General features: G+C 62.3%; 25 protein-coding genes. 13 read left to right on the top strand and 12 right to left on the bottom strand.

What is annotated here, in order from left to right; all coding sequences use genetic code 11:
- Positions 1-97: 97 nt before the first annotated feature.
- A complete protein-coding gene (locus tag ACT53S_RS08300; RefSeq protein WP_476066568.1) occupies positions 98-565 on the bottom strand; it encodes an N-acetyltransferase family protein in 468 nt (155 codons plus the stop codon).
- Between the two features lie 58 nt (positions 566-623).
- On the opposite strand from ACT53S_RS08300, the gene ACT53S_RS08295 reads away from it, so the two are divergent.
- Positions 624-1,058: a hypothetical protein gene (locus ACT53S_RS08295; protein ID WP_476066567.1), complete on the top strand. Its 435-nt coding sequence runs from the start codon at positions 624-626 to the stop codon at positions 1,056-1,058.
- A gap of 27 nt (positions 1,059-1,085) precedes the next feature.
- Here the strand turns inward: ACT53S_RS08295 and ACT53S_RS08290 are convergent, their stop codons facing one another.
- Entirely contained in the window at positions 1,086-1,583 is a 498-nt protein-coding gene (locus ACT53S_RS08290) for an N-acetyltransferase family protein (RefSeq protein WP_476066566.1), read from the bottom strand.
- Between the two features lie 4 nt (positions 1,584-1,587).
- A complete protein-coding gene (gene gatB, locus ACT53S_RS08285) occupies positions 1,588-3,093 on the bottom strand; it encodes an Asp-tRNA(Asn)/Glu-tRNA(Gln) amidotransferase subunit GatB (RefSeq protein ID WP_476066565.1) in 1,506 nt (501 codons plus the stop codon).
- Positions 3,094-3,308: 215 nt separating this feature from the next.
- Between gatB and ACT53S_RS08280 the strand changes: the two genes are divergently transcribed.
- Genes ACT53S_RS08280 through ACT53S_RS08270 form a run of 3 tightly spaced genes read left to right on the top strand, consistent with a single transcriptional unit; the run spans position 3,309 to position 5,813 of the window.
- Positions 3,309-4,055: a glycosyltransferase family 2 protein gene (locus ACT53S_RS08280; protein ID WP_476066564.1), complete on the top strand. Its 747-nt coding sequence runs from the start codon at positions 3,309-3,311 to the stop codon at positions 4,053-4,055.
- Positions 4,052-4,375: a lipid-A-disaccharide synthase N-terminal domain-containing protein gene (locus tag ACT53S_RS08275; protein ID WP_113379371.1), complete on the top strand. Its 324-nt coding sequence runs from the start codon at positions 4,052-4,054 to the stop codon at positions 4,373-4,375. The genes ACT53S_RS08280 and ACT53S_RS08275 overlap by 4 nt, the downstream gene beginning before the upstream one ends.
- 4 nt (positions 4,376-4,379) lie before the next feature.
- Entirely contained in the window at positions 4,380-5,813 is a 1,434-nt protein-coding gene (locus tag ACT53S_RS08270; protein ID WP_476066563.1) for an ArnT family glycosyltransferase, read from the top strand.
- Positions 5,814-5,816: 3 nt separating this feature from the next.
- On the opposite strand, the gene ACT53S_RS08265 is transcribed toward ACT53S_RS08270, so the two are convergent.
- Entirely contained in the window at positions 5,817-6,323 is a 507-nt protein-coding gene (locus ACT53S_RS08265; RefSeq protein ID WP_113379373.1) for a GNAT family N-acetyltransferase, read from the bottom strand.
- Positions 6,324-6,594: 271 nt separating this feature from the next.
- Between ACT53S_RS08265 and ACT53S_RS08260 the strand changes: the two genes are divergently transcribed.
- Both ACT53S_RS08260 and ACT53S_RS08255 read left to right on the top strand, forming a co-directional pair.
- Positions 6,595-6,852 carry a YjhX family toxin gene (locus ACT53S_RS08260; protein ID WP_113379374.1) on the top strand — a complete coding sequence of 86 codons (258 nt, stop codon included), beginning with the start codon at positions 6,595-6,597 and terminating at the stop codon, positions 6,850-6,852.
- Between the two features lie 254 nt (positions 6,853-7,106).
- Positions 7,107-7,403 (top strand): type II toxin-antitoxin system RelE/ParE family toxin, encoded by a 297-nt coding sequence (locus ACT53S_RS08255; protein WP_476066562.1) that lies wholly within the window; start codon positions 7,107-7,109, stop codon positions 7,401-7,403.
- A 27-nt stretch (positions 7,404-7,430) separates the two neighbouring features.
- Here ACT53S_RS08255 and ACT53S_RS08250 read toward each other — a convergent pair whose 3' ends face one another.
- From ACT53S_RS08250 to ACT53S_RS08235, 4 genes are all read right to left on the bottom strand, one after another.
- Complete coding sequence (locus ACT53S_RS08250) at positions 7,431-7,886, bottom strand: GNAT family N-acetyltransferase (protein ID WP_476066561.1); 456 nt, start codon at positions 7,884-7,886, stop codon at positions 7,431-7,433.
- A 20-nt stretch (positions 7,887-7,906) separates the two neighbouring features.
- Complete coding sequence (gene gatA / locus ACT53S_RS08245; RefSeq protein ID WP_476066560.1) at positions 7,907-9,388, bottom strand: Asp-tRNA(Asn)/Glu-tRNA(Gln) amidotransferase subunit GatA; 1,482 nt, start codon at positions 9,386-9,388, stop codon at positions 7,907-7,909.
- Positions 9,389-9,461: 73 nt separating this feature from the next.
- Complete coding sequence (gatC, locus tag ACT53S_RS08240) at positions 9,462-9,749, bottom strand: Asp-tRNA(Asn)/Glu-tRNA(Gln) amidotransferase subunit GatC (protein WP_113379379.1); 288 nt, start codon at positions 9,747-9,749, stop codon at positions 9,462-9,464.
- 68 nt (positions 9,750-9,817) lie between these two features.
- The gene (locus ACT53S_RS08235) at positions 9,818-10,522 is read right to left on the bottom strand and encodes a metal-dependent hydrolase (RefSeq protein ID WP_113379380.1); all 705 of its coding nucleotides are present in this window, start codon (positions 10,520-10,522) and stop codon (positions 9,818-9,820) included.
- 152 nt (positions 10,523-10,674) lie between these two features.
- Here ACT53S_RS08235 and ACT53S_RS08230 point away from each other — a divergent pair, with 152 nt between their 5' ends.
- Both ACT53S_RS08230 and ruvX read left to right on the top strand, forming a co-directional pair.
- Positions 10,675-10,968: an alkylphosphonate utilization protein gene (locus ACT53S_RS08230; RefSeq protein WP_113379381.1), complete on the top strand. Its 294-nt coding sequence runs from the start codon at positions 10,675-10,677 to the stop codon at positions 10,966-10,968.
- 20 nt (positions 10,969-10,988) lie between these two features.
- Entirely contained in the window at positions 10,989-11,486 is a 498-nt protein-coding gene (gene ruvX / locus ACT53S_RS08225) for a Holliday junction resolvase RuvX (RefSeq protein ID WP_476066559.1), read from the top strand.
- Here the strand turns inward: ruvX and ACT53S_RS08220 are convergent.
- Positions 11,420-11,755 carry a DUF6105 family protein gene (locus tag ACT53S_RS08220; protein ID WP_476066558.1) on the bottom strand — a complete coding sequence of 112 codons (336 nt, stop codon included), beginning with the start codon at positions 11,753-11,755 and terminating at the stop codon, positions 11,420-11,422. The genes ruvX and ACT53S_RS08220 overlap by 67 nt on opposite strands.
- Complete coding sequence (locus ACT53S_RS08215) at positions 11,752-11,937, bottom strand: hypothetical protein (protein ID WP_476066557.1); 186 nt, start codon at positions 11,935-11,937, stop codon at positions 11,752-11,754. Before ACT53S_RS08215 ends, ACT53S_RS08220 begins: the two co-directional genes overlap by 4 nt.
- Positions 11,938-12,145: 208 nt before the next feature.
- Here ACT53S_RS08215 and ACT53S_RS08210 point away from each other — a divergent pair, with 208 nt between their 5' ends.
- Positions 12,146-13,081: an AEC family transporter gene (locus ACT53S_RS08210; protein WP_476066556.1), complete on the top strand. Its 936-nt coding sequence runs from the start codon at positions 12,146-12,148 to the stop codon at positions 13,079-13,081.
- On the opposite strand, the gene ACT53S_RS08205 is transcribed toward ACT53S_RS08210, so the two are convergent.
- Entirely contained in the window at positions 13,063-14,706 is a 1,644-nt protein-coding gene (locus tag ACT53S_RS08205; RefSeq protein ID WP_476066555.1) for an acyl-CoA dehydrogenase family protein, read from the bottom strand. The two genes, ACT53S_RS08210 and ACT53S_RS08205, sit on opposite strands and share 19 nt — an antisense overlap.
- Positions 14,707-14,934: 228 nt before the next feature.
- On the opposite strand from ACT53S_RS08205, the gene ACT53S_RS08200 reads away from it, so the two are divergent.
- Genes ACT53S_RS08200 through dprA form a run of 4 tightly spaced genes read left to right on the top strand, consistent with a single transcriptional unit; the run spans position 14,935 to position 18,974 of the window.
- Complete coding sequence (locus ACT53S_RS08200) at positions 14,935-15,891, top strand: aspartate carbamoyltransferase catalytic subunit (protein WP_113379386.1); 957 nt, start codon at positions 14,935-14,937, stop codon at positions 15,889-15,891.
- Entirely contained in the window at positions 15,888-17,180 is a 1,293-nt protein-coding gene (locus tag ACT53S_RS08195; protein WP_476066554.1) for a dihydroorotase, read from the top strand. The genes ACT53S_RS08200 and ACT53S_RS08195 overlap by 4 nt, the downstream gene beginning before the upstream one ends.
- Before the next feature lie 21 nt (positions 17,181-17,201).
- A complete protein-coding gene (plsY, locus tag ACT53S_RS08190) occupies positions 17,202-17,813 on the top strand; it encodes a glycerol-3-phosphate 1-O-acyltransferase PlsY (protein ID WP_113379388.1) in 612 nt (203 codons plus the stop codon).
- A 9-nt stretch (positions 17,814-17,822) separates the two neighbouring features.
- Complete coding sequence (dprA, locus tag ACT53S_RS08185; protein WP_476066553.1) at positions 17,823-18,974, top strand: DNA-processing protein DprA; 1,152 nt, start codon at positions 17,823-17,825, stop codon at positions 18,972-18,974.
- On the opposite strand, the gene ACT53S_RS08180 is transcribed toward dprA, so the two are convergent.
- Positions 18,930-19,163, bottom strand: coding sequence for a hypothetical protein (locus ACT53S_RS08180; protein ID WP_113379416.1), 234 nt, complete (start codon positions 19,161-19,163; stop codon positions 18,930-18,932). The two genes, dprA and ACT53S_RS08180, sit on opposite strands and share 45 nt — an antisense overlap.
- Positions 19,164-19,283 lie beyond the last annotated feature (120 nt).

Genomic DNA, 19,283 nt, shown 5'->3' with positions numbered 1-19,283 from the left:
TTGGGCTGTGCCGCAGGCCGCATGACGGCCTTGTGCATTCCGTTCGCTTATGCCGCCTCACCATCGGCTTGTCCAGTGATTCCCCGTCGCACCCACCTCATTTCAGCTTCATCTTGAAGCCGAGATGGGACGGCACGAAACCGAGACGTTCGTAGAAGCGATGGGCGTCCTTGCGCTGCGCATTCGAGGTCAGCTGGACAAGCCGCATGCCGTCTTCGCGCGCCTTGTCGATGGCAAAGCCGATCATCGCGGCGCCGATCCCCCTGCCCCGCATGTCGGCCCGGGTCTGCACGGCTTCGATGATCAGGTTGGAACTGCCGCGTGCCGTCAATGTCGTCGTCACCATGGTCTGAAAGGTTCCGATAACCTCGTCGTTTCGTACAGCCACATAAAGGGTCTCGTTGGGTGAGGCGGCAATCCGGGCAAAGGCGGCGCGATAGTCGGGCAGTGCTGCAGGGTCGGTGGTATCGCCATGGCCTCCGAGCGGATCGTCCGCGAAGAGCGCCACGATCGCCGCCAGATCATTCTCGGTTGCTTCTCTTATCTGCACTGATTGGACTTGCATGTCCCCCCCGCTGTCGCGCTAGTCTGCCGCTGGCATAACGATCCCGGGGGACTTCTTGATGACAGGCATGCGACGGCTGGCGACAATTCTGTGCGTAACTCTCTCGGCTATGGCCGTTCAGGCCCAGGAGGGCGGTCGCAAGGCGATTGCCTTCGTCCAGGCGCCGGAGATGAGTGCAGGCCAATGCCTCGACAAGGACACGGCCTCAGCGATCGATTGCGCGGTCAAGCAATGCATCGATGGTGGCGGCACGGCCGAGGATTGTCAGGTCAATGCGACCTGCTATCCGGCCAACTGGAGCGTCGACGTGTTCATGATGGCGGATGGCGGTCCCCACTGGCATCAGTATTCTTGCGGCTGGCAGACGAAGGAGCTGGCGCTGAAGGCCGCCGAACTGGCCTGCAGCACGGCAGCGGATAACGGCCTTGTCGAGTGCTCGACGGTGCAGCTGGTCGACGAGGACGGCACAGTCACCGAGCCACCGTTCAACTGAACCAGGGTCTGAGACCAAAAAAGCCGCTCACTTGAGCGGCTTTTCCATGATCAGAGCCTCGATCCCGCTGTCGGGACCGCCACAATTCTTGGTCCGGTCGACCTCGACGAAATCGTGCGCCTCGTAGAACGCGATGGCGCCGGCATTCTGCGGCTCGACTTCCAGCCTCAGAATCTCGGCGTCGGGAAAGCAGGTCTCAATCTCGGCGAAGAGATCGCGGCCGATGCCCTGACGCTGGTGGTCCGGGTGGACGTAGAGCTGGTGCAGGATGGCGGTCTTGGTCAGCTTCTCGGACATGGCAGCGAATGCCATGCCGCCGATCCGCTTGCCGTCATCGGCGACGAGATATTCGCCGCCTTTGACGTGGATGCGCCGCTTGATCTCGGCCGGCGAATGCCAGGCCGCGATCAATTCGGCGACCTTGGCCGGTCCGTAGAACCCGTCATAGGTCGCGTGGAAACTCAACGTCAGCAGGGCGCGGAGCGGTTCGACATCCCGGTCATTGGCCGTGCGGACAAAGAACAAGCGCTTACTCCTCGGGCAGGCCGAGCTTGGCCTTGACCAGCGCCTGGACGGCCTGCGGGTTGGCCTTGCCGCCGGTTGCCTTCATCACCTGGCCGACGAACCAGCCGGCGAGTGTCGGCTTCGCCAGCACCTTCGCAACCTGATCCGGGTTGGCGGCGATGATCTCGTCAACGGCCTTTTCAATGGCGCCGGTGTCGGTCACCTGCTTCATACCGCGCGCTTCGACTATTTCGGCTGGATCGCCGCCCTCGTTCCAGACGATTTCAAAGAGGTCCTTGGCAATCTTGCCGGAGATGGTTTCGGCCTTGATCAGGTCGATGATGCCGCCGAGCTGGGCGGGCGAAACCGGAGTCTCTTCAATGGGTTTGCCGGCTTTGTTCAACGCGCCCAGCAGGTCGTTGATGACCCAGTTGGCGGCCGTCTTGCCATCGCGGCCTTCGGCAACGGCTTCGAAATAGTCGGCAATCGCCTTTTCCGAGACGAGCACCGAGGCGTCGTAGACCGAGAGACCAAGTTCGGCGACGAAGCGGGCCTTCTTGTCATCAGGCAGTTCCGGCAGGTCCTTCTTCAATGCCTCAACATAGGCGTCGTCGAATTCGAGCGGCAGCAGGTCCGGATCGGGGAAATAGCGATAGTCATGCGCATCTTCCTTCGAGCGCATCGAGCGCGTCTCGCCCTTGTTCGGGTCGAAGAGACGGGTTTCCTGGTCGATGACGCCGCCGTCCTCGAGGATCGCGATCTGGCGCCGGGCTTCGTATTCGATAGCCTGGCCGATGAAGCGGATCGAGTTGACGTTCTTGATTTCGCAGCGCGTGCCGAATTCGCCGCCGGGCTTGCGCACGGAGACGTTGACGTCGGCGCGCATCGAGCCTTCGTCCATATTGCCGTCGCAGGTGCCGAGGTAACGCACGATCGAACGCAGCTTGGTCATATAGGCCTTGGCTTCGTCGGAGGAGCGCATGTCGGGCTTCGACACGATTTCCATGAGCGCAACGCCGGAGCGGTTCAGGTCCACATAGGACATGGTCGGATGCTGGTCGTGCATCGACTTGCCGGCATCCTGTTCAAGATGCAGGCGCTCGATGCCGATCTCGATATCCTCGAAATTGCCCTGACGATCAGGGCCGAGCGAGATCACGATCTTGCCCTCGCCGACGATCGGATCCTTGAACTGCGAGATCTGATAGCCCTGCGGCAGGTCCGGATAGAAGTAGTTCTTGCGGTCGAAGATGGAGCGCTTGTTGATCTGCGCCTTCAGGCCGAGACCGGTGCGGACCGCCTGGGCCACGCATTCCTCGTTGATGACGGGCAGCATGCCGGGCATGGCCGCGTCAACGAGCGAAACGTTGGAATTCGGCGCATTGCCGAAAACCGTCGAGGCGCCGGAAAACAGCTTGGACTTCGACAGCACCTGGGCATGGACTTCCATGCCGATGATGACTTCCCAATCGCCGGTGGCGCCGGGAATGAAGCGTTTCGGATCGGGCGTGCGGGTGTCGACAAGGGTCATGACATGCTCTTCTATCGGCAAGGATTTTGCCTTTCCGGTTAGAACAATTGGCACTGCGGTGCAAGACTTGCCGGGAAATCCCTCCTCGCCGCTCCTGCTTCATCCCACTGTCATACTGCGGCGCTAGGCGATCGCGGGTGCCATTCCGCCCTGCGCTGCCTGCTACGGGCCGGCGCGACAGGCCGAACGGAATGCGCCATCGCCGGGGATCTCGCATGCAACCGACTGCAAAGCCGCAGTTCTCAGTCGTCGTTCCGATGAAGAACGAAGCCGACAATGTCGCGCCCCTGGTGGCGGAGATCGCCGCCGCCTGTGCCGGACACAGGTTCGAGGTGATTTTTGTCGACGATGGCTCGACAGACCAGACATTGGCCCGGCTTGAAGACGCGTCCAAGGCCTATCCGTGGGTGCGCGTCCTGCACCATGCCACCTCGGGCGGACAATCAGCGGCCATCCATTCGGGGGTTTTGGCGGCGCATGCGTCGGTGATCTGCACCATGGATGGCGACGGCCAGAACCCGCCAGCGGAAATACCTAGACTGACCGCTCCCCTACTAGGAAATCCAGCCTCAACATCGCTGGGCCTCGTGGCCGGCCAGAGAACGAAACGACAGGATACCGTGTCGAAGCGGATCGCTTCGACATTGGCCAATGCGATCCGACGCAGTTTTCTGAGGGATGGCACGCGCGATACCGGATGCGGCCTGAAAGCCTTCCGCCGTGATGCCTTCCTGGCCCTGCCTTTCTTCAATCACATGCATCGGTATCTGCCTGCGCTGTTTGCCGCCCATGGCTGGGCGGTGGCGCATGTCGAGGTGGCCCATCGGCCAAGGCATTCCGGAACATCCAATTACAACAACCTGCAGCGCGGGCTTGTCGGCATGCATGACCTGATCGGCGTCGCGTGGCTGATCCGGCGCCGCAAGCGCGTCGCACCTGAGGAGATCGGAATGCGCCCATGAGCGAGCTACTTGCCTATTTCAAGATCGATTCCTTGACCGACCTGCTATGGCTCGGGCTCGGGCTCGTGGCACAATTGATGTTTTCGCTGCGCTTCATCATCCAGTGGTTCGCCTCTGAGAAAGAGAAGCGTTCGGTCATTCCGACAGCCTTCTGGTGGTTTTCGCTGTTCGGGGGCGTCATGCTGCTCGCCTACGGTATCCATCGCGGCGAACCGGTCATCATCCTTGGCCAGTCGCTCGGCATCGTCGTCTACGCCCGCAACCTGATGCTTCTGCATCACGACCGCCGGGCAGATCTTGCGGTCCAGGCAGAAAGCTGAGGGGATGAGCCTCTCCCGGCGACAGAGCCTCGCGATCATCGTCGGCATCACGCTTTACCGCCTCGTGATGCTGCATTTTCACGGTACCGACCTCTTTGTCGACGAGGCACAATACTGGCACTGGTCCCAACACCTCGACTTCGGCTACTATTCGAAGCCGCCGATGATCGCCTGGGTCATTCATCTCGCGACCGTGGTCGGCGGTTCCTCGGATATCTTCTGGGTGCGGGTGGCAAGTCCGCTGCTGCACATGGCAACGGCCCTGATCCTGATGCCGGCAACGGCGCGACTGACGGGTTCGAAAGAGGCCGCCCATTGGGTCGGCGCCAGCTATGTTACCCTTCCGGGCGTTGCACTGTCCTCGGTCTTCATGTCGACGGACACTGTGCTTTTCCCGTTCCTGGCGCTTGCGCTTTACGCCTATTCGCATCTCATCGAGCGGCGCTCCGCCCGCTTTGCGGTGCTGATGGGATTTGCGATCGGATGCGGCACGCTTTCGAAATATGCGATGCTCTATTTCGTCGGCACGGCAGCGCTCTCAGCGCTTTTCATCCCGCGTGCAAGGTTTGCGATGCGCGACGCGGCCCTGGCGGCCGCAACGGCTCTGCTGGTGATCTCGCCCAACATCTGGTGGAACGCGACCCATGGTGCAGCGACGCTGAAGCACACGTCGGACAATGCCGACTGGAACGGATTGAACTTCCACATCGGCAAAGCGCTCGAGTTTTTTGTCAGCCAGTTTGCTGTCGTCGGACCGGTGATCTTCGGTGCGATGATCCTCGTCTTTCTGCGGCTCGTTCAGGGCCGGATCACGACGACGGAACGTCACCTGTTCCTCCTCTCTTGGCCCATCGTGCTCGCGATCGTCTTCCAGGCCCTGATGTCGCGTGCCTATGCCAACTGGGCCGCCACGGCCTATGCCGCCGGAACCATGCTCGCGGTCGTGCATCTGCTGGCACATGCGCCGCGTGCGTTGCGCGCTTCGCTGCTCATTAACGGCACCGCATCTGTTGTCTTCGCCGTGCTCACGGTCTTTCCGCAGCAGATCCAACTGCCCGACGGCAAGCCGGTTCTGGCGCGCTACCTCGGGCGGGCGGAGCTGAGCCGGGAAATCGCGGCAGCAGCACGCGCTGCACAGATCGATATCATCGTGGCCGAAAGTCGAGACGTTCTGGCCGATCTCTTCTACACGCTGCGGGATGAGAACTTCATCGTTAGAGCGAAGCGTCGCACCGCCTCGCCGCGAAACTACTATGAGCAGATGTTTCCCCTGACGGAGGGCTGGGCAAGCCAACGGGTGCTGTACGTGACCGGACGCCAGCCAGACTGTGAGGGGGGCGAGGTCGCGCGGGTCGCAGATCTTTCTGCCGACAGCGGCTATTATGCCGGCGCAAGGCTTGCGGCCTATGCCCTACCCGGTCGTTGCCTGCTGCCCTGACGCTCAATGCGGGGCGTAGAGATCGTCTTGTTGCGGCACCAGGATTTTGCGCATCCCGACCGTCTCCAGATCCCGGTCGAGCTTCGGATTGTAGACGATCGACAGCCATTGCACGGCAAAGCCGCGCGCCCGGAAGAAATCGACCGCGTCCTGATTACGGGCATGGGTTTCCAGAACCGCTTCGCCGAAACCGGCGTCGCGGATTTCTGCCTCGACGGCGCCCAGCAAGGCCGTTCCCAGCCCTTGCCCTTCGCTGTCGGGATCGATCCAGAAGTCGGTGATCGCCTCGTCCAGCTCCTCGCGGGCCGCCCAGCCGGAAGGATGACCAGACTTCTCGATCACGGTGATGCAGATCCAACCGTCACGGGTAAACCGGAGAAAGGCGTTGCGGGCGTTGTCGGCCATATCCGCAGTCCCGCCGACCGGGATCATTGCCTTCTGCCAGGCACGCAGGCCGATCTCAGCCAGGATATCTGCCTCTTCCTGTCGCGCCTTGCGGATCGTGACCATTCGTCCCTCATCGTTGTCGGCAGTAAAACACCTGCAGTGATTCGTGGCCAGAGCACGCCGAGCCTGCGACATGGACCTGCCGGACGCGGCGTGTTACGATGACCAGTCTACAGGAGTTTTGATGTTCGGTTTGTCCGAGACCCGGTAAAGGCCCTGCCCCGCAATCCGTGATGGACATTGCGGCCAGGGCCAGAAAACGAAGCCCCGACGCCTAAGGCGCCGGACCCGTTTTCATGCGCGCTACAAAGCGCGTTTCTCCGGACATCATCTCATGGACATTTCACGCTCAGACCAGCGTATCCTTCACCTCATGGCCCAAGGCGGCTGGATCGAAATCCACCGCGACGAAAGACGCAAGATCGAGAAGGCGCTGTGCTTTTCCCGCGACGGCTGGCTTTATCCCGGCTTCGATGTCGAACTCTTCCGCAGGCTCAAACGGCTGAAGGCGATCAGTTCGCGGGAGGGCAAGCCCTACAGGATCACCGAGCGGGGCTTGAGGCTTGTGAGGGCGGAGCTGGACAACCGGTAAGGTTGAGGCCAGCATCGCTCAAAGCGGTGCTGGCTGAATACTCCACGCAGTTGGCGCCGACACGACTTTGCGGTATCCTACCGCCATGGTTGGACCGAGAACAAAACCTTCCGACGAGATTGACTACGCACCCCCGGCTGCGGATGCGTCACCGGCGGAGTACGATGCTTGGAAGATCGAAAAGGTTACCAAGGCACTGAAGCAGTGCGAGGATCGTGACGCCATGATCCCGGACGCTGAGGTGTGGGAGCGCTTTGGCTTTGAACGTTAAGTTCTCACCCCAAGCGATAGCCGATCTTATTGCCATTCACACATACATTTCCGATCAAGATACGTTCGCTGCGGGGCGGATCCTGTCACGGTTGAGGCAGGTCACCGAAACGCTGGGCCAGTTTCCGCTTCTGGGCAGGCCAGGTGCAGTTGCTGGTACGCGTGAATTTGCCGTCCCCGGCCTTCCCTACACTGTAATTTATCAGGTGGTCTCAACCGCAGAACTGGACATCCTAACTATCCTTCACCAGCGCAAACTTTATCCGCCATCAGAGGACTGAAGCCTTGGCGCCGGCGCGGACAGAGGCTCAAAGCGCCTGCTGCATCTTCACCTTGTCGACCATCATGCCCATGGACGGCGAGTGCTGCATGCCGCGCCAGACCACCGTGAAACCCAGTTCCTCATAGAGCCGGATCGCGCCTTCGTTCGCCGCATGGGTGTCGATCCTCGCGCGCTTCAGGCCCTCGGCGCGCATGGTGCGCAGCGTGGCAGACAGGAGAGCCGAGCCGATGCCGAGACCCTGGTGGGCCGGATCCACCCAAAGGTCGGAGATGTAATCGCGGTCGCCCTCGCGGGCCGTCCAGCCGGCGATCTCGCCGCCGAGTTCCCCGACAGTGATGAGGTTGAAGTGGTTCTTGGCGAAGTCGTGGAAGCTCGCGCGGATGCGGATCACCATGTCCGCGCCGAAGGCGTTCAGCACCGGATTGGCCGCCCAGGCCTCGAAACCGACACGGCCGACGCTGTCAGCATCGGCCGCTCTCATGTCACGAATGCGGAAGTCGCTTACCACCACTTGGCCGGCGTGAACTTGCCGGCAGCCTGTTCGATGACATGGGCCGTCTTGAAGAGGGTTTCTTCTTCGAAGGGCTTGCCGATGATCTGCAGGCCGAGCGGCAGGCCCTTGCTGTCGATGCCGGCCGGCACCGAGATGCCTGGCAGACCGGCCATGTTCAGCGTGATGGTGAAGACGTCCTGCAGGTACATCTTGACCGGATCGGCGGCCAGTTCCTTGTCGCCGATGGCAAAGGCCGAGGTCGGGGTGATCGGAGCGAGGATCGCCTCGACGCCGGCCTCAAAAGCCAGTTCGAAGTCGCGCTTGATCAGGGTGCGAACCTTCTGAGCCTTCAGGTAATAGGCGTCGTAATAGCCGGCCGAGAGCACATAGGTGCCGATCATGATGCGGCGCTGGACTTCCTTGCCGAAGCCTTCGGCGCGGGTCTTCTCGTACATGTCGGCAATGTCCTTGCCGTCGACGCGCAGGCCGTAGCGGACGCCGTCGTAGCGGGCAAGGTTCGACGAGGCTTCGGCGGGGGCGACGATGTAATAGGCCGGCAGCGCGTATTTGGTGTGCGGCAGGGAGATGTCGACGATCTCGGCACCGGCTTCCTTGAGCCAGGCGATGCCCTGCTGCCAGAGTGCCAGGATTTCTTCCGACATGCCCTCGACGCGGTATTCCTTGGGAATACCGATCTTCATGCCCTTCACGGAGCCGCCGATGGCCTTTTCGTAATCCGGAACCGGCAGATCGACGGAGGTCGTGTCCTTCGCGTCGGTGCTGGCCATGGACTTCAGAAGGATCGCCGCATCACGCACATCGCGGGCGATCGGGCCGGCCTGATCGAGCGACGAGGCAAAGGCGACGATGCCCCAGCGCGAGCAGCGGCCGTAAGTCGGCTTGATTCCGACGGTGCCGGTGAAGGCGGCCGGCTGACGGATCGAGCCGCCGGTGTCGGTGGCGGTTGCACCGGCGCAGAGATGGGCGGCAACGGCTGCGGCCGAACCGCCGGACGAGCCACCGGGCACCAGCTTCTCGTCGGAGCCCTTGGCCTTCCACGGGTTGACGGCGGGGCCGTAGTACGAGCTCTCGTTCGACGAACCCATGGCGAATTCGTCCATGTTGAGCTTGCCGAGCATGACGGCACCGGCGTTCCACAGGTTGCTCGTCACCGTCGATTCATATTCCGGCTTGAAGCCGTCGAGAATGTGGCTGCAGGCCTGGGTGTGCACGCCCTTGGTGGCGAAGAGGTCCTTGACGCCAAGCGGAATGCCTTCGAGCACGCCGGCCTTGCCTTCCGCAATGCGCGCGTCGGAGGCCTTGGCCATATCGCGGGCAATCTCAGGCGTGACAGCGACATAGGCGTTCAGCGCACCATTGGCGGCCTCGATCGCTGAGAGATAGGCATCCGTCAGTTCGACGGCCTTGATCTCCTTGGCGGCGAGTTTCGCGCGGGCGTCGGCGATGGTGAGGCTGGTCAGTTCGCTCATGGCAGGTTCACTTCAGACTGTCTGCGCCCGGATGGGCGGGAAATGCGGGACTCGGCGGAGAAAGCGTCGGATCTTATTCGACGACCTTCGGCACCTGGAAGAAGTTGCGATCGGTCGCGGGAGCATTGGCAACGATGGCCTCAGCCTTGTTGCCGTCAGTGACGACGTCGGCGCGCTTCTTCATGGCCATGGGGGTCACCGATGTCATCGGCTCCACGCCAGTCACATCGACCTCATCGAGCTGCTCGACGAAGCCGAGGATGCCGTTCAACTCACCGGTCATGCGCTCGGCCTGCTCGTCGCTGACGGCGAGACGGGCAAGACGGGCAACGCGCTTGACGGTGGCGAGATCGACAGACATGGGCATTCTCCGGATGGACTGTTTTCTTCGCTATAATGGCCGTCAAGCGCTGAGGCAACGGGGTTTTGTCAGACCTCGACGGAGGAACCCGGCTGCGGCGTGAGCACACGCGTGCGCGTGCCTTCCATGCCGGCCACAAATTTCTCCGGCGTCTGGTCGATGATCGGGAAGGTTCCGTAGTGGCAGGGAATTGCGGTCTTGAAATCGAAGAAGCGCTGGCAGGCGAGTGCTGCCACCGCACCGCCCATGGTGAAGCGGTCGCCGATCGGCACCAGGCCGATATCCGGCTTGTGCAATTCGTTGATCAGTTGCATGTCCGAGAAAATGTCGGTGTCGCCCATGTGCAGAAGCGAGGCTTCGTCGTCGAAATGCAGCATCAGGCCGTTGGCATTGCCAAGGGCATGGGAGACGCCGTCCTCGGTGATCTGGGCCGAGGAATGCAGGGCGTTGGTGAAGGTGACGGAGAAGCCTTCGAAACCGATGGTGCCACCGGTGTTGCCCATTTCGATCTTATCGAGACCCTTGGATCCGAGCCAAGCCGCGAGATCGGCATTGGCAAGGACGGTTGCGCCGGTCTCCTTGGCAAGTTGAACCGTGTCGCCGACATGGTCGCCGTGGCCGTGGGTGAGAAGGATATGCGTGACGCCCTTGGTCTGGTCCTTCAGGTCCAGCCCCGCGAAGCTCGGGTTGTAGGACAGAAACGGATCGATCAGGATTGAAGCGGTGGCGCTGTCAAGGCGGAAGGCGGAATGGCCGAGCCAGGTAATCTTCATAGTCTCTCTCCGGTTTGCGGTGTTGCGGGGCAATATATGGCAAATGCCAAGCCCGGCAACTGCTGGAAGGGTGCGTCAGTTGCGCAAGGGTCAGCGCTGGTCTATGCGACCATCATGGCAGCCGTATTGCTGCGTGACAGGAAGGACCGACCATGGCCGATGACGATTATGTATATGACGAGGCCACCGGCGAGTGGCTGTCTGCAGCCGAGGCTGCGGCGAAGAATGCCAAGCCGGAAGCCCGCGATGCATCCGGCAACGTGCTGGCCGATGGCGATTCCGTCGTGCTGGTCAAGGATCTGAAGGTGAAGGGCGCTGGCCAGACACTGAAGCAGGGCACCGTGATCCGCTCGATCCGTCTGACCGACAATCCGGAAGAGATCGACTGCCGGCACGATGCGATCAAGGGACTGGTGCTCAGGACAGAATTCGTCCGCAAGCGCTGAACCATTCAAGGGGTAGAGACGTGGCGACACTGACGATCGAGGAACTGGCCGAGCGGCTGCAGCCGAACCAGGCGATTGCCGGTCTCGATCTCGGGACCAAGACGATCGGGCTTTCCGTATCGGATCTCGGGCGGCGTTTCTCCACCCCTCGCCCGGTCCTGAAGCGGGTGAAATTCACTCAGGATGCCGAACTGCTGCTGGCCTTTGCAGCCAAGGAGAAAGTCGCGGCCTTCGTGATCGGCCTGCCCGTCAACATGGACGGATCCTCGGGACCACGCGTTCAGGCCACGCGGGCTTTCGTGCGCGCCATGTCTGATAAAACCGACATTCCCTTTGTCTACTGGGACGAGCGGCTGTCTACCGTTGCCGCCGAACGGGCCCTTCTCGAAATGGATGTGTCTCGCGCCAAGCGCAGCGAGCGGATCGATTCGGCCGCCGCAAGCTTCATCCTTCAGGGCGCGCTCGACAGGCTCTCCGGGCTCGCGCGCCTTTCGGCCACCTCTGACGACGCCTCCTGACGGGCAGCCCACCAGGCCTTGATCTTCTTGCGGCGCCGGAAGGCCATGATGGCAAACAGAACCAGGCTGTCGACGACGACCGCGCGCATGACCAGCGGCGGAATGGTTTCGGGCGGAATGCCGAGCACATTTCCGTAGATCTGGAAGACCAGATCATGAGCCTGACGCGTCAACATGAAAATGCCGAAGCTCACGTCGTAATAGGACAGGCTGTACCAGGCGCCGAGAAGCGCAATGGGCATGGCCCACAAGAGCAGAAATGTCTTCATGCCGTCTCTGCCTTTCGCATCAGCGGCGAATCATTCGCCACCGGCCAGATCTCCACCAGCCATCTCAGTCCCGCCATCGTGGTCAATACGAGGGCCGGCACGGCGATATCCAGTGCCAACCCCGCAAAGAAGACCATCATCATGATGGTTATCGCCGGCTTCGCCGGAGCCACGACTCGCACTGCTTACGCCTTTCAACGCCTGTCCCAGGCAAAAGTTGTCCTGTTCGGCCGGCCGGCGCAACGTAAACCCTTTGTTAAGGTTAACGGCGGCTGGGGATAAGCCAGATCAAGGATTTGAGGCACGCGCACGGCCGCGGGTCGTTTCTCGTTGCCTGCCAAGGCGCGGGGCGTTAACGATCGCCCCCTCACCTCCGCAGCCGGACCTCCCATGCTGATCATTTTCGAAAGCATCCTGCCGATCTTCCTGCTCGTCGTGATCGGGGTCGGGCTTCGTCGCGCACCCGTCATTCAGGAGAGTTTCTGGAGCGGGCTGGAGCAGTTCGGCTATTACGTACTGTTCCCGGCGCTTCTCTTTCACACCATGGTGAAGATCGATTTTGCTGCACTCGACGGCGGACGGGTGAGCCTCGTGTCGCTTCTGGCCGTGGCGATCATGACCGGTGTGTCGCTGGCGCTCTGGCCGGTTCTCAGCCGCTCCGGCATGTCGTCGGCCTCCTACACCTCCGTCTTTCAGACGGCGACCCGATGGAACGGCTTCATGGCGCTCGCGATCGGCGAAAAGCTTGCGGGGCACGAAGGCCTCGCCGTCATCGCGGTCATCATGGCGGCGATCATCATTCCGCTGAACCTGATCAATGTCGGGGTCATGGTCTGGTTTTCCGGCCAGAGCCGCAGCTTCAAGACCTTTGCCATCCGCATCATCACCAACCCGATCATCCTCGGATCGGGCCTGGGGGTTAGCCTCAATCTCGCCGGTGTGTCCGTCTACGAGCCGGTGCTGACGACCATTGGCCTGCTGGCGGCGGCTTCCCTGCCGCTCGGTCTGGTCAATGTCGGAGCAGGACTGCGCGTTGAAGATGCGCTGCGGCCAAGCGGCGCGGTGATCCTGTCGGTCGCGCTGAAACTGCTGCTGTTTCCGATCGTTTCGGTCGGGATCGCGCTCGCCGCCGGGCTTACCGGCCAGACGGTGGTCATGATTGCGCTCGGGGCGGCCGTACCGACGGCGATGAACGGCTATGTGCTGGCGCGCCAGATGGGCGGGGACGCCGAACTCTATGCGGCAGCGGCCACCGTGCAGACGGTCGCCGCCTTCTTCACCATTCCCGTGGTGCTCTATCTCGTGGCTCAGGTCGCCGGCGGATAGAGCAGGTCGAGCACGTAGCGCGAATCGAAACGGGCATCGAGCACGCCATAGGTATGGCGCCAGCCGCCGGCGAGGCGCGATTCGAGGAAGGCGTCGGCGATCTTGCCGGCACCGAGGCGATAGAGTTCGGCGGCACCGGCTGCGAGCGCCAATTGTTCGATCAGAAGGCGCCCTGCCCCCTCGTCTCTGTCGGCGAGTGCCGTCGCTGCCCGCAGAACCTCGACCGTCTTCTTACCCGAGGGTCCGAGATCGCGCTCAAGGCCGGCAAACAATGTTTCAAAGAGATCCTTGCCGCGGCTCAGCACGCGCAAGACGTCGAGCGCCATGACATTGCCGGAGCCTTCCCAGATCGCGTTGACCGGGGCTTCGCGATAGTGGCGGGCAATGGGGCGTTCCTCGACGTAACCGCTGCCGCCGATGCATTCCATCGCCTCATAGATGAGGCCCGGAGCGATCTTGCAGATCCAGTATTTGGCGACCGGCGTCATGACACGGGCATAGGCCGCATCGACCGGGTTTTCGCGCGCCTTGTCAAAACTATCGGCGAGGCGGAAGGCGAGTGCGGTGGCGGCAGCGACATCGAGCGCCATGTCGGCGAGCACGCGGGTCATCAACGGCTGGTCGATGAGGTTCTTGCCGAAAACGGCCCGTCCGCGCACGTGATGCACGGCTTCGGCCATCGAGGCGCGCATGATGCCGGCCGAGGCGAGTGCGCAGTCGAGACGGGTCAGGGTGACCATATCGAGAATGGTGCGCACGCCGTCGCCGGGGGAACCGAGCAAAAAGCCGAAGGATTCGCCAAATTCGACTTCGGAAGACGCGTTGGAGCGGTTGCCGACCTTGTCCTTCAGGCGTTGGAATTCCAAGCCGTTGGCCGAGCCATCCTCCAGGAGGCGCGGAACGAGGAAGCAGCCCATGCCGTCCTTGGTCTGGGCGAGCATGACGAAGGCGTCGCTCATCGGCGCGGACATGAACCACTTGTGGCCCGAGAGACGGTAGATCCCCTCGCCCACCCGCTCGCCGGTCGTGGTGTTGGCGCGGACATCCGTGCCGCCCTGCTTTTCGGTCATGCCCATGCCGATGGTCACGGCCGTCTTCTGCATCGGCGGCTTGTTGCTGCTGTCGTATTTGCGCGACAGGATGCGCGGCGTCCATTCCTTCTGGACGGCGGGCGAGGCGACGAGGGCCGCGACCGAAGCACTGGTCATCGTCAACGGGCAGAGATGACCGGATTCGAGCTGGGCCGTCAGGAAGAAGCGGACGGCGCGGGCCTTGTGTTCGTGGCCACGCGCTTCCGACTGGTCCTCCCAGACCGAGGAATGCAGGCCCGATGCCATCGAGCGGCGCATGAGCGCATGCCAGGCCGGGTGAAACTCCACCACATCGAGCCGTTCACCGCGCACACCATGCGTGCGCAGTTGCGGGGGGCTGGCATTGGCCATGCGGGCCAGTTCCTGTGCTTCCGGCGACGTCACGTATTTGCCGATGACATCATACTCTTCGCGCAAAGGACGCGACAGCGAAGACGAGAGATCGACGAGCAGCGGATCGGCGCGATAGGCATTGATGCCGGACCAGGGCTTGGGCTGGTTCAGGGCGGCGAGTTTTTCTTCAGTCCGGTTCATCTAATCTTGCCGATCTCGTAAGCAGACGCACGTTGGTCCGCCAACGGTTCGCCTTGTCAATTCCATATGGGGTCGCTCTCATCCGCAGAATGCGGCCGCGCATCCGGGACACTGCATACCCGCAGTCGCCTCCTATTACATGGGGACCGCGCCGCAATCCACATAGCATATGCTTGCTCCCATGCATGGCAATCATTATAGACCGCGTGACATCTCAGGAGGACGTCCATGGTCTTCTTTCCCCATCGCCATCTCATCGGCATCAAGGGCCTTACCGAGCAGGACATCACGTTCCTCCTCGACAAGGCGGACGAAGCCGTCAAAATCAGCCGCCAGCGGGAGAAGAAGACTTCCACGCTCCGCGGCCTCACCCAGATCAACCTGTTCTTCGAAGCCTCGACGCGGACGCAGTCCTCGTTCGAGCTCGCGGGCAAGCGCCTTGGCGCCGACGTGATGAACATGTCTGTCGGCAATTCATCCGTGAAGAAGGGCGAGACGCTGATCGATACGGCCATGACGCTGAACGCCATGCGGCCGGACGTGCTGGTCGTGCGTCATTCGTCCGCGGGTGCGGCAGCGCTTCTTGCACAGAAGGTCGCCTGCTCGGTGGTCAATGCCGGTGACGGTCAGCATGAGCATCCGACCCAGGCACTGCTCGACGCACTCACCATTCGGCGCGCCAAGGGTAAGCTTTCGCGCATCATCGTTGCGATCTGCGGCGACGTGCTGCATTCGCGCGTCGCGCGCTCCAACATCCTGCTGCTCAATGCCATGGGGGCGCGCGTTCGCGTCGTGGCGCCCGCCACCCTTCTGCCCGCCGGGATCGCGGACATGGGCTGCGAAGTCTTCCACGACATGAAGGAAGGGCTGAAAGACGCCGACGTCGTGATGATGCTGCGGCTGCAGCGCGAGCGCATGTCCGGCTCCTTCGTGCCGTCGGTGCGCGAATACTTCCATTTCTACGGCCTCGACGCCGAAAAGCTGAAGGCCGCCAAGGAGGATGCGCTCGTCATGCATCCGGGTCCGATGAACCGCGGCGTCGAAATCGCCTCCGAAGTGGCCGATGGACCGCAGAGCGTGATCGAAAGCCAGGTCGAGATGGGGGTCGCGGTTCGCATGGCCGTCATGGAGACGCTGCTGGTGTCGCAGAACCAGGGGCCGCGTTCGGAGGGAATGGGCGCATGAGAAAGCCTCTTGTTCTCAAGAATGTCCGGATCGTTGATCCCTCGCGTACGCTCGACGAGGTCGGCACCATCATTGTCGGCCATGACGGGCTGATCGTCGCCTCTGGTGCGGATGCGCAGAACCAGGGCGCGCCTGAGGGCGCCGAAATCCGCGATGCACAGGGCCTCACCGCCGTTCCGGGTCTCGTCGATGCCCGCGTCTTCGTCGGAGAGCCGGGCGCGGAACATCGCGAGACGATCGCATCCGCCAGCCGGGCGGCAGCGGCCGGAGGCATCACCTCTTTCATCATGATGCCGGAAACCGATCCCGTGATCGACGACATCGCGCTGGTCGAATTCGTCAAGAAGACCGCCCGCGATACGGCTGATGTCAACGTTTATCCGGCAGCGGCCCTAACCAAGGGCATGACCAGCGCCGAAATGACCGAGATGGGCCTCTTGCAGCAGGCTGGCGCGGTCGCCTTTACCAATGGCCGCTACGGGCTCAACGATACGCAGGTGCTGCGCCGTGCGATGACCTATGCGCGCGAGTTCGATGCGGTCATCGCCTTGGAAACCCGGGAAAAATATCTGGCGGCCAACGGCGTGATGAACGAGGGGCTGCTGGCGAGTTGGCTCGGTCTGGCCGGTGTTCCCAAGGAAACCGAGATCATTCCGCTCGAGCGCGACCTGCGCATTGCGGGCCTCACCCGCGCGAAGTATCACGCGTCGCAGATCTCGGTGCCGGAATCGGTCGAGGCGATCGAAGTCGCGCGCAAGCGTGGCGCGAAGGTCACCTGCGGCATCTCGATCAATCACCTGAGCCTCAACGAAAACGACATCGGCGAGTACCGGACCTTCTTCAAGCTCTATCCGCCGCTGCGCTCCGAAGACGATCGCATGGCGATGGTGGATGCGCTCGCCAAGGGGCAGATCGACATCATCGTTTCCTCGCACGACCCGCAGGATGTCGACACCAAGCGCCTGCCCTTCGGCGAGGCAGCGGACGGCGCGATCGGGCTTGAGACCATGCTGTCGGCCGCCCTTCGCCTGCACCATGCCGGCCAGGTGCCGCTGATGCGGCTGATCGACGCCATGTCGACGCGGACGGCTGAGATCTTCGGACTTCCGGGCGGCACGCTGAAGCCTGGCGCGCCTGGCGATATCGCGCTCATCGATCTCGACGAGCCGTGGCTGGTGTCGCGCGACAGCCTGCTGGCGCGTTCGAAAAACACGCCGTTCGAAGATGCCCGCTTCTCGGGACGCGCTGTTGCGACCTATGTCGCCGGCCAGTGCGTCCATAGCCTTTAACGAACAGGGACACGGACACCCATGATCGACTTTTCCGCTCTCGGCTGGGGCAATCTCGCCATCGTTCTCGTATTCGGCTACCTGCTGGGCTCTATCCCCTTCGGTCTGGTGCTGACAAAGATGGCCGGTCTCGGTGACCTTCGTTCGATCGGTTCGGGCAATATCGGCGCAACCAATGTTCTGCGGACCGGCAACAAGAAGCTGGCCGCCGCCACACTGCTTCTGGACGCGCTAAAGGCCACCGCGGCAGCCCTGATTGCGCATGCGGTCTTCGGCCACAATGCCGGCCTGTTCGGCGGCTTTGCTGCCTTCATCGGCCACCTCTTCCCTGTCTGGCTCGGATTCAAGGGCGGAAAAGGTGTCGCGACCTATATCGGCACGCTGCTCGGTGTCGCCCCGCTGATGGTTCTCGTCTTTGCTGCCGCCTGGCTCTCGGTGGCCTTCATCACCCGTTACTCGTCTTTGTCGGCCCTTGTTGCCACACTTGTCATTCCGGTTGCATTGTGGATACTCGGGGTTGAAGAAGCCGCCCTCGTCACTGCCATCATGACCGTCATCACCTATTGGCGGCACAAGGCGAATATCGAGCGCCTGATTGCGGGCACGGAAGGCAAAATCGGCCAAAAAGGCTAAAGGGGAGCCATGGGGTCAGTCGGTGCAGGACGAAAAGGGATTGCGCTGACGGATCGACAGAGGATCGCCTGGCTGCGGCTGATCCGCAGCGACAATGTCGGCCCCGCCACATTCCGCGATCTGATCAATCATTTCGGGACGGCCGAGGCCGCACTCGACGCCCTCCCGGAACTTTCGCGGCGGGGCGGATCCTCCCGCTCCATCCGTATTGCGTCCGTGGCCGACGCCGAACGCGAGATCGATATCGCCCGGCGATTTGGTGCGCGGTTCATCGGCATCGGCGAGCCCGACTATCCGCCGGCGCTCCGGCAAATCGACGCCGCTCCTCCCCTCCTCGCGGTCAAAGGTGATCTTGCGGTTGCAACGCTGCCCGCCGTGGGCATCGTCGGCTCACGCAATGCCTCAATCAGCGGCGCCAAATTCGCCGCGATGATGGCGCGGGAGATCGGCAACTCCGGTTATGGGATCGTCTCCGGCCTCGCCCGCGGGATCGATGCCGCCGCGCATCGGGCAAGTGTCGAGACGGGCACAATCGCCGCAATGGCCGGTGGGCTCGACCAACCATACCCGCCGGAGAATATCGATCTGCTGAGGGCGATCTGCGACGGGCGGGGGCTCGCCGTCTCCGAAATGCCGTTCGGCTGGGAACCGCGCGCGCGCGATTTTCCCAGACGCAACCGGCTTATCGCCGGGATTGCACTGGGAATTGTGGTGATCGAGGCGGCGGCGCGATCTGGTTCTCTGATCACGGCACGGCTGGCGGGTGAGTTCGGCCGGCTGGTCTTCGCGGTCCCCGGCTCGCCGCTCGATCCGCGCTGCGAAGGCACCAACGGACTGCTGAAGGACGGAGCGACGGTGACGACACGGGCTCTCGACGTATTGCAGGCCCTGGCGCCGATTTCCGAAGTCGATCTCTTCACTCAGCCTGAGGCGGACGAACCTTTCGACGATGGGGCAGAGCGCATGCTGGCACCGCCCCCGAACGAAGACGAGCGGATGACGATCGTGCAGGCACTCGGGCCGACGCCGGTCGAGATCGACGACATCATCCGCCACACCAGTCTGCCCGCCTCGACGGTCTATCTCGTGCTTCTGGAACTGGATCTGGCCGGCCGGTTAGAACGGCATACGGGGGGATTTGTGTCTCTCTCCATGCAATAGAGACAGGGCGCGTCTTCCGGCGTGAACGTCACCGGCTTCGACATAAGCCATTTCGATGAGGTAGCAGAGCATGTCCGCCCCCTCGTTCTCCGCAACCGCGCGCAACTCCCCCAGCATCTGGCGGATGTAGGCGATGTTCTCCATTGTGCGGTTGCCGCGACCGTTCGTCTCGCCGTTTTCTCGTGCCATTTTCTGCGCCCGTCGCTGTGCAAGCCCGTGTTTCTCGGCCTCACAGTTTCTTCGTAAAATACAATACATCATTTATTATAGATTGCAATCCAACCTAACTCCCCCTTTGGTTGTGTTACG

The organism is Allorhizobium sp. DMC15 (genome assembly GCF_056314065.1).
Note: the sequence above shows the minus strand (reverse complement) of the source record. Positions and strands in the feature narration are given on the sequence as shown.

Coding starts and splice junctions, on each gene's coding strand:
- ACT53S_RS08300 (WP_476066568.1), bottom strand. CDS start 565: ATGCAAGTCCAATCAGTGCAGATAAGAGAAGCAACCGAGAATGATCTG.
- ACT53S_RS08295 (WP_476066567.1), top strand. CDS start 624: ATGACAGGCATGCGACGGCTGGCGACAATTCTGTGCGTAACTCTCTCG.
- gatB (WP_476066565.1), bottom strand. CDS start 3,093: ATGACCCTTGTCGACACCCGCACGCCCGATCCGAAACGCTTCATTCCC.
- ACT53S_RS08280 (WP_476066564.1), top strand. CDS start 3,309: ATGCAACCGACTGCAAAGCCGCAGTTCTCAGTCGTCGTTCCGATGAAG.
- ACT53S_RS08275 (WP_113379371.1), top strand. CDS start 4,052: ATGAGCGAGCTACTTGCCTATTTCAAGATCGATTCCTTGACCGACCTG.
- ACT53S_RS08270 (WP_476066563.1), top strand. CDS start 4,380: ATGAGCCTCTCCCGGCGACAGAGCCTCGCGATCATCGTCGGCATCACG.
- ACT53S_RS08265 (WP_113379373.1), bottom strand. CDS start 6,323: ATGGTCACGATCCGCAAGGCGCGACAGGAAGAGGCAGATATCCTGGCT.
- ACT53S_RS08260 (WP_113379374.1), top strand. CDS start 6,595: ATGGACATTTCACGCTCAGACCAGCGTATCCTTCACCTCATGGCCCAA.
- ACT53S_RS08250 (WP_476066561.1), bottom strand. CDS start 7,886: ATGAGAGCGGCCGATGCTGACAGCGTCGGCCGTGTCGGTTTCGAGGCC.
- gatA (WP_476066560.1), bottom strand. CDS start 9,388: ATGAGCGAACTGACCAGCCTCACCATCGCCGACGCCCGCGCGAAACTC.
- gatC (WP_113379379.1), bottom strand. CDS start 9,749: ATGTCTGTCGATCTCGCCACCGTCAAGCGCGTTGCCCGTCTTGCCCGT.
- ACT53S_RS08235 (WP_113379380.1), bottom strand. CDS start 10,522: ATGAAGATTACCTGGCTCGGCCATTCCGCCTTCCGCCTTGACAGCGCC.
- ACT53S_RS08230 (WP_113379381.1), top strand. CDS start 10,675: ATGGCCGATGACGATTATGTATATGACGAGGCCACCGGCGAGTGGCTG.
- ACT53S_RS08220 (WP_476066558.1), bottom strand. CDS start 11,755: ATGAAGACATTTCTGCTCTTGTGGGCCATGCCCATTGCGCTTCTCGGC.
- ACT53S_RS08210 (WP_476066556.1), top strand. CDS start 12,146: ATGCTGATCATTTTCGAAAGCATCCTGCCGATCTTCCTGCTCGTCGTG.
- ACT53S_RS08205 (WP_476066555.1), bottom strand. CDS start 14,706: ATGAACCGGACTGAAGAAAAACTCGCCGCCCTGAACCAGCCCAAGCCC.
- ACT53S_RS08200 (WP_113379386.1), top strand. CDS start 14,935: ATGGTCTTCTTTCCCCATCGCCATCTCATCGGCATCAAGGGCCTTACC.
- ACT53S_RS08195 (WP_476066554.1), top strand. CDS start 15,888: ATGAGAAAGCCTCTTGTTCTCAAGAATGTCCGGATCGTTGATCCCTCG.
- plsY (WP_113379388.1), top strand. CDS start 17,202: ATGATCGACTTTTCCGCTCTCGGCTGGGGCAATCTCGCCATCGTTCTC.
- dprA (WP_476066553.1), top strand. CDS start 17,823: ATGGGGTCAGTCGGTGCAGGACGAAAAGGGATTGCGCTGACGGATCGA.
- ACT53S_RS08180 (WP_113379416.1), bottom strand. CDS start 19,163: ATGGCACGAGAAAACGGCGAGACGAACGGTCGCGGCAACCGCACAATG.